Here is a 12,677-nt window from a genome sequence, read left to right as displayed (position 1 = left end):
CCGGACTGGACTCTGACCCCAGGGACCGCCGCATCGCCGAACTCGAGGCAGAGAACGGCCGTCTGAAACGCATCCGCGACGCGCTGATCCAGCGGGTGGAGTCCGGTGTCACCCACAAGCCCGACCCCTACGCCGCCTTCGAGCATTCGGTGGTGCTGGCCGAACAGGTTCGGGAGCGGACCGACGCCCTCAATGGAGCGATGGACCGGCTGAAGGCCAGCAACAAGGCGCTTGAGCGGGCCCGGCAACAGGCGGAAACCACCCACCAGCGGTTGGTGGACGCCATCGAGAGCATCAGCGATGGCTTTGTGCTGTTCGACCAGGATCAACGCCTGGTGCTGAGCAACAGCCGGTTTGACAGTTACTGGCGTTACACCGGTGAGCGGGTGCGCCGCGGCGCCACCGTGGCGGAGGTCAAGGCCAGGGCGGTACGCTCAGGGCTGATCGTTGAGGAGCACACCGAGCCGGATGCCGAGGGCTCGGTGTTCCTGCTGGCCAACCGGCGCTGGGTGCAGATGACCGAGACCCGCACCCGGGAAGGCGGTCTGGTGCTGCTGTATTCCGACATCACCGATCTCAAGCACTCGGAGAACCTGCGCCGTGAACAGGCGCTGGCGGAAAAGTCGCGGTTGCTGCAAAGCGCTGTCGACAACCTGTCCCAGGGCGTGGTGCTGGTCAGTCCCGACGGTTGCCCGGAGATCTGGAACGACCGTTTCCTGGGGCTGACCGGGTTGTCGCCGCAGCAGGTGTCCAGTGACACCGACCTGTCTGCGGTGATGGCGGATGCCTCGGTGCCGCTGTTGCTGCCGGCACCGGGGCCAGCGGCGGAAGCCCCCTACGCCGAACAGATCCATCGTCGTGCGGACGGCCTGGTGCTGGAGATCAAGAGCCATCCGATGCTCGGCGGTGGCTTCGTCAACACCTACACCGACATTACCGAGAGCTATCGCTACGCCGAAACCCTCGCCGAAAGCGAGCGCTGGGTTCGCCTGGTGACCGATCACGTGCCGGCGCTGATCGCCTACGTCGGCGCCGACCAGACCATGCAGTTCTGCAACAAGGTCTATGAAGGCTGGTATGCCGCGGGCCGGACATCGCTGTTGGGGCTGCCGCTTGAGCAGGTGTATGAACCAGCGCTGTACCGGCGGCTGTTACCCCGGGTTCGCCAGGCACTGGCAGGTGAAAGCGTGACCTTTGAGTTGGAGGAGACCGGTCGCGAGGGCCGGCGCCACTACATGCTGCGCTCCTATGTGCCCAACCGGGACGCCCGGGGAACGGTGGTGGGGCTGTTCGTGCTGATTCGCGACATCACCGACCGCCGGCGCACCGCGCTGGCGCTGGAACAAGCCTACGATCATCTCGAACGCCGGGTCAAAGAGCGAACAGCAGCACTCACCGGTCTCAACAACCAGCTGCGTCAGGAGATCAACGAGCGGGCGGCGGTGGAAGCGCGGCTGCGGGACGCCAAACTGGAGGCGGAGCGGGCCAACCTGTCGAAGACCAAGTTCCTGGCCGCCGTCAGTCACGATTTGCTGCAACCCCTCAACGCCGCCCGGCTGTTTACCAGCGCGCTGCAGGAACAGGCGTTCGGGCCCCGGGCGGAGGGCCTGGTGCGTTCGGTGGCCACCTCTCTGGACGATGTGGAGAACCTGCTGGGTACCCTGGTGGACATCTCCAAGCTGGATGCCGGCGTGATCCAGGCGGACATCACGGTGTTTGACCTGCGGGACCTGCTCAACAATCTGGCGCGGGAGTTCCGGCAGCTGGCGGGCACGGAGGGGCTGAGGCTTGATTTTGTGCCCTGCTCGGCACTGGTGGAGTCCGATTCCCAGCTGCTGGCGCGGATTCTGCGCAATTTTCTCACCAACGCCATCCGATACACCGGCAACGGTCGCATCTTGCTGGGCTGCCGCCGCCAGGGGCAGCATGTCTTACTGCAGGTCTGGGACACCGGGCCGGGTATTGCGGCGGACAAGCTGTCGGAGATCTTCCAGGAATTCAAGCGCATTGAGCCGGCCGGTCGCCAGGCCGACAAGGGGCTGGGACTGGGGCTGGCAATTGTGGACAAGATCGCCCGCATTCTGGGGCATGACATTCACGTCGATTCGGTGCCCGGACGCGGCTCGGTGTTCAGTGTCCGGGTGCCATTGGCCACCCATCGCCCCCGTCCCCAGGTTTGCCAGGACTGCGCCAGTGCGCCCCACGAGAGCTTCGGTGGTGCACGGGTGTGGGTGATCGATAACGACCCGGCGATCTGTCAGGGCATGGCCACGCTGCTGGCAGGCTGGGGCTGTGAGGTGCTGACGGCGGTCTCGCTGGCGGATCTGGACGCCCGGGTGGACATTGCCAGCGATGCGGTTGACCTGATTCTCGCCGACTACCACCTGGACAACGATGAGACCGGGGTCGACGCCGTGACCACCATCAACGCTCGCCGGCGGCAGGCGGTGCCGGTACTGATGATCACCGCCAACTACAGCAATGCGCTGAAGCAGGACATCCGCGATCGCGGTTACCTGCTGATGAACAAACCCGTCAAACCTCTCAAGCTGCGCTCAGCGCTGCATCATCTGCTGCAGTAATGGTGTTTCCTGATCAGAGGCTCCCTAACAACGGTTCCTCGCCTGTCAGCGAAACACTTGTTAAGGGGTACTAACCCGGACGGCCTTCACCGTAGGCGGGAAGACCGGCTGGCAGGTCGCACCAGTTGGCTTTGTAATGGGTGTAAATGCTGGCTTCGACAGAGACCGGGAGGTCGTCGTCAAAGGTTGCAATGGCCAGCTCGATGTCAGTGGCGTCGGCACCCTTGACCCGGAAGCCAAGGCTGGAGCCACACTGGCCACAGAACGTGCGGGTGGTGCCGTTGGCGGCGACGAACTCTTTGAGGTTGCTGTCACCGGCAAGCCACCGCAGGCCGGACACGCTGACCAGTGTGCCAAACGCGGCACCGTGAAACTTCCGGCACATGGTGCAGTGGCAGTTGGCGGCGCTGGGGTTCACGCCCTGTACCGAAAAACGGACGTCGCCGCAAAGACAGCTGCCGCGGTAAGTGGTTGTCACTGAACTGACTCCTGGTCGATCGTGAATCAAAAGCCCATAGTGCGGGAACGGGCCGCCGGGGTCCAAGTTTCCCAGGGAGCCTCTGATTAACCCCCGATCACCTCTGAAGGCCCGGAGGGCGCACTAGCGCTTCAGATACTGGCTGAAATCCACATCCCCGGCCGACAGGATGGCTTGTACCCGGTTGTGAACGCCCAGCTTGCGCAGGATGGCGGAAACATGGGCCTTCACGGTGGTTTCGGCGATGTTGAGGTTGTAGGCGATCTGTTTGTTGGACTCGCCCTTGGACATGCGTTCCAGTACCAGCAGCTGGCGTCGGGTCAGGGAGTTCAGTAACTCCGGCGAGATGGGGTTGTCTTCATGGCGGTGACGGCGCTGGGTCTCCTTGCCGGTACGGATAATGTCCGACGGCAGGTAGACGTTGCCATTGAGAATCTGGGTGATGGCATCGGTCATCTGCTCCCGCGGCGAGGATTTGGTGATGAAACCGACCGCACCGTAGGTGATGGCCTGCAGCACGACCTGTTTGTCCTCCTCGGCGGAGACAATCACCACCGGGATGGTGGGGGCCTCGTTGCGAAGGGAGATCAGGCCGTTGAGTCCGTGCATGCCGGGCATGTTCAGATCCAGCAGGATCAGGTCGAGGTCGTCCTGTTCCCGGGTAATGGCAAGGGCGCTGTCGAGGTCTTCGGTCTCGATGATCTCGCTGCCCTCGAAACCGGAGGCGATCACGTTGCTGATGGCCTCCCGGAACAATGGATGGTCGTCGGCGATCAGGATTCGGTAGTTGCAGTCCACGGAGTCGGTCACGGCGGGTCTGGTTTCCTCACAGGTCTGGAGGTTTCCATCATAGCGGTTTTTGGACCCCGCGTGAGCGGTGTTGGCGGTGGGGGTGAGGGTGGTCAGCATGGGGCACCTCAGGAATTGTTGTTGGTGTCGGTGGCGAACCCGGGTTTGACCGGCTTCGCAGGCTGCATCGGCAGGCCGGCCTCGGCCCAGCCGTCAACGCCGTTGCGGTACCAGTAGAGGTTACGAAAGCCAGCGGCGGCCAGACGCCGGGTGGCGTTCCAGGACAGCCAGCAGTCTGACTTGCACAGCACCACCACCGGGTAGTCCAGGCGCTGGCCGGTAAGCGCCAGGGTATTGTCGATAAGGTATCGCAACCAGGCTTCGGACAGCTCGCCGCGGCCGGTATTGGGTAGCCAGATAGCGCCAGGCAGCGAGGGGTGGGGCGTTGTCTGCAGGAACCGGTCGGCCCGGTACTCCAGATTGATGACGTCGATCAGCACGGGTTTCGGTGTCTGCTTCAGCAGCGCGCGCAGTTCCCCGGTATCCACCGTCCGGGCGGGTTCGGCGACCTCCGGTGTGGGGCTGCGATAACGGTCGATGCGGTAGCCGTCCGCCGAGAACAGCGCCTCGGGCGCATCGTTGGTGGCAAGCACCGGGCCGCCGGCCAGCAGCAGGCTGACGACCAGGCCGGTCAGGGCGTGGCGCATGGGAAACCTCACTTATAGTTCTTGTTTCTACCATTTAACGGTCTCCACCACCTTCCTTAAATGCCACCATGGCATTAATCCTTTGCAACTAAAGAACTAGTGGGCGTCTGATGAACTCCGGATCACCTTGAAGACGCCTGGTTAAAGCGGGGCTGCCTGGGTCGGCGCTATGCACAAAGTAGCAAGGCGCTGGTACCAAAGAACCATTCCGGCCCGGGGTGTCAGCGCTAGCATGGGAGGAAACAATAAGGAGAGCGCTATGAATGTGCTATTGGTGGACGACCACCGGGTGGTCCGGGTGGCGATTCACAGGCTGTTGCGCAGCGCCCTGCCAGCGCTGCAGGTGACCGAGGCAGACAGTGGTCAGGCCGCGTTGACGCTGTGCGCCGAACACCGCTTTGATGCCGTGGTGCTGGATATCGGCCTGCCAGACCTGTCCGGGCTGGAGGTGGCGCGACGTCTGTTGCAGCGCCATCGCGAGGTTCGCATCCTGTTCTTCTCCATGCACGACGAGCTACCCATGGTGCGTCAGGCCCTGGCCGGGCTGGGTTTCGTGTCCAAAAACTGCGATCAGGCGGTGTTGGTGTCGGCGGTGGAACGGGTTGCCGCCGGCGAACCCTACATCGAGCACTCGGTGGCCACCCGGCTGGCCCTCAACCACCAGCACGGCGCCGACCAGCGTCTGCAGGAGATGACCCAGCGTGAGCTGGAAGTGCTGGTGATGTACGCCCGTGGCGAACCGGTGGCCGGTATTGCCCGGCGTCTGTGTGTCAGCGACAAGACTATTTCCAACCACCTGGCGCTGATCAAGAACAAATTGCAGGTACGTTCTGCGGTCGACCTCATCCACCTGGCGGTGGACAGCGGTCTGGTGCGCTACGGTGAGCGCACGCTCGCTTACCAGTCAAACGGGCAGGCGGTGCAGCCCTCCATGTAGGTGCCCTCAAAAATGGCATAGTGAATGCGGGCATCGGTCAGGTTGGCTCCGGCCAGGTTGGCGGAACCCAACTTGGCTTCCTGCAGGTTGGCGCCCATCAGGTTGGCACCTTGCAGATTGGCCTTGGGCAGCCAGGCAATTTCCAGCGTGGCCACGTTGAGGTTGGTGTTCACCAGGGTGGCACCGGACAGCCGGGAGAAATCCAGGTTGGCACCGGTCAAATTGGCATCGCTGAAGTCCGCCCCCTGGGCAAACAGATATTCCCCCCGCAACCCCGCCAGGTTGGCGCCTTGCAGGTTGGCACCGCGAACCGAGGCCCGGTACAGGTTGACCCGCTGGCCGGTGGCGCCCGCCAGGTTGGCACCGTTCAGATTGGCTCCCCGCAGGTTGGTGTGGTTGAGCACCGCGCCGCGCAGGTCGGCACCGGCAAGGTTGATGCCCTTGAGATCCTCATTGGCAAGGTCGACACCTCGCAGGTCGACGCCAGCGCAGTCGGCCTCAGGCACCAGGGGACAGCCGTTGAGGGTCCGGACCTCCTGAGCCAGGGCCGTGCCGCTGATGGCGTTGGCGACAAGGGCGGTAAAGATAACGGTGGCAGTTCGCATGCTGATCTCCTTCGGCAGGATGACCGGTCAGACAGAGAGGGCCCGGCGGCTGCCGGGCCCGGTTGGGTCAGGGCTTAACGGCTGGCTTCCATCCACGATGGCAGCTTGAATGCCCAGAATGATCCACCCTGGGAGATCGGCTTGGTCAGCTCGGCCATGTCGCCGCCCCACAGCGGAACTGCGCCGCCGTAGCCGGACACCACGCCAATGTACTGCTCGCCGTCCATTTCCCAGGTGATGGGCGGGGAAATGATCCCGGAGCCGGTCTGGAACGACCACAGTTCCTCGCCGCTGTTGGCGTCGAAGGCCTTGAAGTAGCCGTCGCCGGTGCCGGTGAAGACCAGGCCGCCCTTGGTGGCCAGTACGCCAGCCCACAGTGGCATGTTTTCCTTGTGTTCCCACTTGATGTCACCGGTCAGCGGGTCCATTGCCCGCAGGATGCCAACGTGGTCATCAAACATGCGCTTGATGCGGAAGCCCTGGCCCAGGTAGGCGGCGCCGCGGTTGTAGGTGACTTCTTCGGTCCAGTAGTCCTCTTTCCAGTGATTGGCTGGAATATAGAACAGGCCTGTGTCCTGGCTGTAGGCCATCGGGTTCCAGTTCTTGCCACCCAGGAAGGGCGGGGATACCTCAATGGACTCGCCCTTGGTCTCGCCCTCGGCCGGGGGTGGCGGGCGCTGGCCTTCCACTTCGATCGGGCGGCCGGTGTCCGGATCAATACCGGTGGCCCAGGTGATGTTGTCGACGAACGGGAAGCCTTTCTGGAATTCGCCGGTCTCCCGGTCCACCACGTAGAAGAAGCCGTTGCGGTCGGCGTGGGCGGTGGCTTTCACCGTCTCGCCATCTTCGGTGTACTCGAACAGCACCAGCTCGTTGTTGCCGGAGAAGTCCCAGGCATCGTTCGGGGTGTGCTGGTAGAACCATTTCACCTCACCGGTGCTCGGGTCCACGCCCACCTGGCCGGAGGTGTAGAGGTTGTCGTAATCGTGGGGATCGCCGCCGGGGGAGGTGCGCTTCCAGGTGTTCCACGGCGCCGGGTTGCCGGCACCGACGATGATGGTGTTGGTCTCGGCGTCAAAGCTGGCGCTCTGCCAGGGGGCGCCACCGCCGTGACTCCAGGCTTCCACCTTGCCGGTTTCGGTGTTGGGGTCGTCCGGCCAGCTGGGGGCATCGGGATCGCCGGTGGGCGTGCTGCGTTCGCCGTTGAGGCGACCGTAGTGACCTTCCACAAACGGCCGCATCCAGACTTCCTCGCCGGTATTCGGGTCACGGGCGTAGAGCTTGCCGACCACGCCGAACTCGTCACCGGACGAGCCGTGGATCAGCAGGACCTTGCCGGAGGCCTGATCCTTCACCAGCGTCGGAGCGCCGGTCATGGTGTAGCCGCCGGTGTGATCCTCGAACTTCTTGCGCCAGACCACCTCACCGGTGTCTTTGTTCAGTGCCACGATGCCGGCATCCAGGGTGCCGAAGAACACCTTGTCACCAAAGATGGCGGCCCCCCGGTTGACCACGTCGCAGCACGGGCGGATGTCGTTGGGCAGGCGGTGGCTGTAGTCCCAGATCTTGCGACCGGTGCGGGCGTCGATGGCGAACAGGCGGGAGTAGGAGCCGGTCACGTAGATGATGCCGTCGTGCACCAGGGCCTGGGATTCCTGGCCGCGCTGTTTTTCATCACCGAATGAGAAGGAATAGGCCGGTACCAGCCGCTCGACGTTCTCGGTGTTGACGGTGGTCAGCGGGCTGTACCGCTGTGCCTTGGGCCCAATGCCATAGGCCAGCACGTTTTCCGGTGTGCTGGCGTCGTTGAGGATGTCGTCCCAGGTGACCTCACTGGCCAGGGCATTGGTTGCCAGACCGGCGGCCGAACTGATGGCCAGGGCCAGACTGATGCCTTGGATCAGGGGGCGCTTAGCTGTGTTTGTTTTCATGGTGTTTCCCCTTGGTTGCTGTCGTTGGGCGCCAGGTCAGGGCGGGGCAGACCGGTTTGCTCACCAGCCGCAGGTCGCTCTGGAGCGCTGTGACGCAGTGAGTATTAGCCCCGCCCGGGGCTGACGGCGACGGAAATTCCCACCGCAATCCCGGGAGAACCGGAAGTAGCCTCGGGAAAAGTTCCCGGCCTCGGGCCTAGGCCCTGAACTGTCTGGCTTTTTGATCATGGCGCTGGGCCGTCGTGCTTTGGCCTCGCCCCGGTGAGCGTACGACCAAGGGAGGATGCGCCAGCCTCCAAAGTGGCATTCGATCGCCGCCATCGCCTTTCTAGACTGGATTCAGCGCCATGTTCGCAGCGGCTACGAGCCCCGGCTGGCGCTCTGAGAGATCACGTGCAACACCCGATCAAGCACGAGACCGTCAAGAACAGCACGATCAAGATCATCACCATCAAGAACAACAGAGGTAACAGGTTATGGCAGTTTCACATTCCATCAAGCTGATCGCCGCCGCCGGGTTACTGGCCGGTGCAGGCGCAGTGCTGGGGCATGGCAACGTGACCCCGCAGCCGGTGGACACCGGCAATCTGCCCGAGCTGGGCGAGGAACTGCTGGCCGAAAACCCGTTCCGGGCCGGCAACGACAAGGGAAGTTTCCACGAGGAGGCGGTGGCGGTTGGCAAGCGTGCCTACACCGGCAACTGCCAGAACTGCCACGGTATTGAAGTGGTGTCCGGTGGTTTGACTCCGGATCTGCGGGAACTGACCGAGTGGGACGATGAATACTTCATCGGCCGGGTCACCCACGGCACCGATCGTGGTATGCCTTCGTTCAAGCGCAACCTGAACCAGAACGCCATGTGGGCCATCAAGACCTACATCGAGTCGGTGAAGGAGTAACGCCAACGTCGGGGAGTTGCCATGGGCCGCTGGATTGCTGTCACACTGATGCTGCTTACGGGATTGGCGCGGGCTGCGGCACTGCCGGATGACCCGCTGCGCTCCCCGATGTGGGAGTACAACCTGGTGCGATACCTGGGGGACGAGGCCCAGGTGGTGATTGATGACCGGGTGGCCCTGAAGGTGCCCGGCTTCGCCGAGGACTCCGCGCAGGTGCCGCTGACGGTGGATCTGTCGGCGTTTCCCGGCCCCATTCGCCAATTGGTGAGCTGGGTTGATTTCAACCCGGTGCCGCTGTTGTTCAAACTGACCCCCGAGGCGGCGCAGCCGCGACTGATCGCCCTCAACTTTCGGGTGCAGCAGGCGACGGCAGTGCGGGTGGCGGCGCAGGCCGATGATGGTCGCTGGCACATTGGCAGCGCCGATGTCGACGCTGCCGGTGGCGGCTGCACCGCGCCCAGCATGACCGCCGCCAATCCGGATTGGCAGACCGCCTTCGGTACCATCCGTGGCGGAGCCTTCTCGCCGGTACCTGGCCACACCCGTTTCAAGTTCCATACCCTGCACCCGATGGATTCCGGCATGGTGGGCAATGTGCCCGCGTTCCGTATCGACGATGTCCGCCTGCACGACCTGGCCAGTGACCGCCTGCTGTTGCGGATGCGGCTGGCGGAGTCGGCGGCAGAGAATCCGATGTTTGTGTTTGAGCTGGCGGGCGAGCGGCGTGCCGTGCGGTTATGGATGCGGGACAACAACGGCAATCTGTTCGAGCGTGAACTGGCGCTCGGGGAGGGCGGCTAGTGGCAGCATCAACGCGGTTGCAAGTTCGCGCGATGGTGATGTGCCTGCTTTGCCTGCTGTCGGCGCCATCCCTGGTGGCTGCCCGCAGTTACGGGTTGGAGGCCACGGCCGTCGCGGACGGGGTCTGGGTGGTGGAGGGCACCACCGAGAATTTCTCGCCCGCCAACGGCGGCAACATCGTCAACACCGGCTTTATCGAAACCGATGCCGGTGTGGTTGTGATCGACACCGGTCCCTCCCGTCGCTATGGCGAGGCGCTGCGGGCATTGATTGCCCGCCATAGCGATCAGCCGGTCACCCATGTGCTGTTGACCCATCATCATCCGGATCATGTGTTCGGCAACCAGGCCTTCCCGGAGCACACCCTGTATATGCTGCCCCGGGGGCGTGAGCTGTTGGCCCGGGATGGTCCGGCCTTTGCCGAGAACATGTACCGACTGGTGGGGGACTGGATGCGGGGCACCGAGCTGGTGGTGCCGCCCAACACCCTCAGCCCGGGCGTGCTGACGGTGGGGACGCGCCGGCTGCGGCTGATGGCGTTTGCGGGGCATACCGGGTCGGATCTGGTGGTGCTGGACGAAACCAGCGGTGTGCTGTTTGCCTCTGACCTGGTGTTCTACAACCGCGCCCTCACAACCCCACAGACCCCAGGGCTGGCGCGTTGGGCGGAAGAGCTGCAGCAGTTGCGGACGCTGCCATTCCGGGTGCTGGTGCCAGGCCATGGCCCGGTCAGTGACGGGGGCGCTGCCCTGGCACAGATGGCCGACTACCTGAGCTGGCTGGATCACGCCCTGACGCAGGCAGCCCGGCGTGGTCTCAGCCGCAGTGAGGTGATGCAGATGGCGATCCCGGAACGGTTCGCAGCGGTGGCCGGTCGGCGGTACGAGCTGGTCCGAACCACGACGCATCTCTATCCGGGCTATGAAAAAGCCGCACTGGAGTTGCTGGCGAACCCGGAGGCCACGCCGGGAAGCCAGTAACCACGGGCCCTGGGGCATCTACGACTAATGAACGAGTGATGACCCTCCAAGGACCCATTGGCGTCCTGACCGGGGCCGGCTAGAGTGAAACAGACGCTGACAAAAGGCGGTGACGCCACCAGAGACAACCACAACAAGAGGTCGACATCATGATCTACGCACAACCCGGACAGGAAGGCTCCGTCGTTTCCTTCAAACCCCGTTACGAGAACTACATCGGTGGCGAGTGGGTAGCACCGGTCAAAGGCCAGTACTTTGAAAATATCACCCCGGTCAATGGCAGTGTGATCTGCGAGATTCCCCGCTCCACCGCCGAAGATGTCGAGCTGGCTCTGGATGCTGCCCACAAGGCCGCACCGGCCTGGGGCAAGACCTCAGTAACCGAACGTTCCAACATCCTGCTGAAAATTGCCGACCGCATCGAAGCCAATCTCGAGCGTCTCGCTGTGGCCGAGACCTGGGATAACGGCAAAGCGGTTCGTGAAACCCTCAACGCCGACATTCCGCTGGCGGCCGATCACTTCCGTTACTTCGCCGGCTGTCTGCGGGCGCAGGAAGGGCATCTGGGTGAGATCGACCACAACACTGTGGCCTACCATTTCCACGAGCCGCTGGGGGTGGTTGGTCAGATCATTCCCTGGAACTTCCCGCTGCTGATGGCCGCCTGGAAACTGGGCCCCTGTCTGGCCGCGGGCAACTGCACCGTACTGAAGCCGGCGGAGCAGACCCCGGCCAGCATCCTGGTGCTGATGGAAATCATCGGTGACCTGCTGCCGCCGGGCGTGCTGAACATCGTCAACGGTTACGGCATCGAGGCTGGCCAGGCTCTGGCCACCAGCAAGCGCATCGCCAAGATCGCCTTCACCGGCTCCACCCCGGTGGGCTCCCACATCCTCAAGTGCGCGGCTGAGAACATCATCCCGTCCACCGTGGAGCTGGGCGGCAAGTCGCCGAACATCTACTTCCCGGACATCATGCAGGCGGAGCCGGAATTCATCGACAAGTGTGTCGAGGGCCTGGTGCTGGCGTTCTTCAACCAGGGTGAGGTCTGCACCTGCCCGTCCCGGGCACTGGTTCACGAAGACATCTACGACGAGTTCATGGCCAAGGTGGTCGAGCGCACCAAGGCGATCAAGCGTGGCAACCCGCTGGACACAGACGTGCAGGTGGGCGCCCAGGCCAGTAAGGAGCAGTTCGACAAGATCCTGTCCTACCTGGAAATCGGCAAGCAGGAAGGCGCCGAGGTGCTGACCGGCGGTGACCGTGAACAGCTGGGCGAGGGCTTCAGCGATGGCTTCTACATCCAGCCCACGCTGTTCAAGGGCGACAACAAGATGCGGGTGTTCCAGGAAGAAATCTTCGGCCCGGTGGTGGGCGTCACTACCTTCAAGACCGAGGAAGAAGCCCTGGCCATCGCCAACGACACCGAATTCGGCCTTGGTGCCGGGGTCTGGAGTCGCGACACCAATCTGGCTTACCGCATGGGGCGGAACATTCAGGCCGGTCGGGTCTGGATGAACTGCTACCACGCCTACCCGGCCCATGCGGCCTTTGGCGGTTACAAGAAGTCCGGTGTTGGTCGTGAGACTCACAAGATGGCGTTGGAACACTACCAGCAGACCAAGAACCTGCTGGTGAGCTACGACACCAACCCGCTGGGTTTCTTCTAGGCATTACTTAGGCAGCATTTAGGCACCACCTGTCACCAGGTGTTGTTGTGCCCGGGCCGTCCTGGTGGCGGCCCGGAGGTGAGTCGGCACATGGATGTGCTTTTACTGACCGGCCTCTGGCTGGCCCCCGCGGCGTTCTCCGGTCGCGGGGTCTTTGGGTCTTCCTGCCTTTTCGGTCCCTGGGTTCTCTCGTCGGGCCGTTTTTTCGTGTTGTTTCCCTGCCAGTGTCCCGTCTGGTTAATTCGTTAACTTAATGCTTGTCTCTGAGGGTTCTGACCAAGGCGCCGCTGTGCCGATG

The 12,677-nt window shown here is 63.3% G+C and carries 11 protein-coding genes; 6 read left to right on the top strand and 5 right to left on the bottom strand.

All coding sequences use genetic code 11. From position 1 onward, the window contains the following. Positions 1-5: 5 nt before the first annotated feature. The gene (locus tag MLD24_RS17065) at positions 6-2,582 is read left to right on the top strand and encodes a hybrid sensor histidine kinase/response regulator (RefSeq protein ID WP_248168302.1); all 2,577 of its coding nucleotides are present in this window, start codon (positions 6-8) and stop codon (positions 2,580-2,582) included. A 70-nt stretch (positions 2,583-2,652) separates the two neighbouring features. Here the strand turns inward: MLD24_RS17065 and MLD24_RS17060 are convergent, their stop codons facing one another. From MLD24_RS17060 to MLD24_RS17050, 3 genes are all read right to left on the bottom strand, one after another. Further along, entirely contained in the window at positions 2,653-3,060 is a 408-nt protein-coding gene (locus tag MLD24_RS17060; protein WP_248168268.1) for a GFA family protein, read from the bottom strand. 123 nt (positions 3,061-3,183) lie between these two features. Then, on the bottom strand, positions 3,184-3,969 hold the full coding sequence (locus MLD24_RS17055; RefSeq protein ID WP_227172475.1) for a response regulator: 786 nt from the start codon (positions 3,967-3,969) through the stop codon (positions 3,184-3,186). Between the two features lie 8 nt (positions 3,970-3,977). Further along, the gene (locus MLD24_RS17050; RefSeq protein WP_248168266.1) at positions 3,978-4,556 is read right to left on the bottom strand and encodes a rhodanese-like domain-containing protein; all 579 of its coding nucleotides are present in this window, start codon (positions 4,554-4,556) and stop codon (positions 3,978-3,980) included. A gap of 259 nt (positions 4,557-4,815) precedes the next feature. Between MLD24_RS17050 and MLD24_RS17045 the strand changes: the two genes are divergently transcribed. Further along, positions 4,816-5,493 (top strand): response regulator, encoded by a 678-nt coding sequence (locus tag MLD24_RS17045; RefSeq protein WP_248168264.1) that lies wholly within the window; start codon positions 4,816-4,818, stop codon positions 5,491-5,493. On the opposite strand, the gene MLD24_RS17040 is transcribed toward MLD24_RS17045, so the two are convergent. Both MLD24_RS17040 and MLD24_RS17035 read right to left on the bottom strand, forming a co-directional pair. Continuing rightward, complete coding sequence (locus tag MLD24_RS17040) at positions 5,454-6,098, bottom strand: pentapeptide repeat-containing protein (RefSeq protein WP_248168262.1); 645 nt, start codon at positions 6,096-6,098, stop codon at positions 5,454-5,456. The genes MLD24_RS17045 and MLD24_RS17040 overlap by 40 nt on opposite strands. Before the next feature lie 74 nt (positions 6,099-6,172). Then, on the bottom strand, positions 6,173-8,029 hold the full coding sequence (locus MLD24_RS17035) for a PQQ-dependent methanol/ethanol family dehydrogenase (protein WP_227172471.1): 1,857 nt from the start codon (positions 8,027-8,029) through the stop codon (positions 6,173-6,175). A 476-nt stretch (positions 8,030-8,505) separates the two neighbouring features. Here MLD24_RS17035 and pedF point away from each other — a divergent pair, with 476 nt between their 5' ends. From pedF to exaC, 4 genes are all read left to right on the top strand, one after another. Continuing rightward, entirely contained in the window at positions 8,506-8,928 is a 423-nt protein-coding gene (gene pedF, locus MLD24_RS17030) for a cytochrome c-550 PedF (protein ID WP_227172470.1), read from the top strand. 21 nt (positions 8,929-8,949) lie between these two features. Then, positions 8,950-9,729 carry a quinoprotein dehydrogenase-associated SoxYZ-like carrier gene (locus tag MLD24_RS17025; protein ID WP_248168260.1) on the top strand — a complete coding sequence of 260 codons (780 nt, stop codon included), beginning with the start codon at positions 8,950-8,952 and terminating at the stop codon, positions 9,727-9,729. 32 nt (positions 9,730-9,761) lie between these two features. Continuing rightward, positions 9,762-10,709: a quinoprotein relay system zinc metallohydrolase 1 gene (locus MLD24_RS17020; protein WP_282450704.1), complete on the top strand. Its 948-nt coding sequence runs from the start codon at positions 9,762-9,764 to the stop codon at positions 10,707-10,709. A 149-nt stretch (positions 10,710-10,858) separates the two neighbouring features. Next, on the top strand, positions 10,859-12,379 hold the full coding sequence (exaC, locus tag MLD24_RS17015) for an acetaldehyde dehydrogenase ExaC (RefSeq protein WP_227172467.1): 1,521 nt from the start codon (positions 10,859-10,861) through the stop codon (positions 12,377-12,379). The last annotated feature ends 298 nt before the right edge of the window (positions 12,380-12,677 follow it).

Origin of the sequence: Marinobacter xestospongiae, assembly GCF_023156385.1 — a bacterium.
GTDB lineage: Bacteria > Pseudomonadota > Gammaproteobacteria > Pseudomonadales > Oleiphilaceae > Marinobacter > Marinobacter xestospongiae.
The sequence above is the reverse complement of the archived record's forward strand: the minus strand, read 5'-3'. Positions and strand labels throughout refer to the sequence as shown.

Coding starts and splice junctions, on each gene's coding strand:
- MLD24_RS17055 (WP_227172475.1), bottom strand. CDS start 3,969: ATGCTGACCACCCTCACCCCCACCGCCAACACCGCTCACGCGGGGTCC.
- MLD24_RS17050 (WP_248168266.1), bottom strand. CDS start 4,556: ATGCGCCACGCCCTGACCGGCCTGGTCGTCAGCCTGCTGCTGGCCGGC.
- MLD24_RS17045 (WP_248168264.1), top strand. CDS start 4,816: ATGAATGTGCTATTGGTGGACGACCACCGGGTGGTCCGGGTGGCGATT.
- MLD24_RS17040 (WP_248168262.1), bottom strand. CDS start 6,098: ATGCGAACTGCCACCGTTATCTTTACCGCCCTTGTCGCCAACGCCATC.
- MLD24_RS17035 (WP_227172471.1), bottom strand. CDS start 8,029: ATGAAAACAAACACAGCTAAGCGCCCCCTGATCCAAGGCATCAGTCTG.
- pedF (WP_227172470.1), top strand. CDS start 8,506: ATGGCAGTTTCACATTCCATCAAGCTGATCGCCGCCGCCGGGTTACTG.
- MLD24_RS17025 (WP_248168260.1), top strand. CDS start 8,950: ATGGGCCGCTGGATTGCTGTCACACTGATGCTGCTTACGGGATTGGCG.
- MLD24_RS17020 (WP_282450704.1), top strand. CDS start 9,762: ATGGTGATGTGCCTGCTTTGCCTGCTGTCGGCGCCATCCCTGGTGGCT.
- exaC (WP_227172467.1), top strand. CDS start 10,859: ATGATCTACGCACAACCCGGACAGGAAGGCTCCGTCGTTTCCTTCAAA.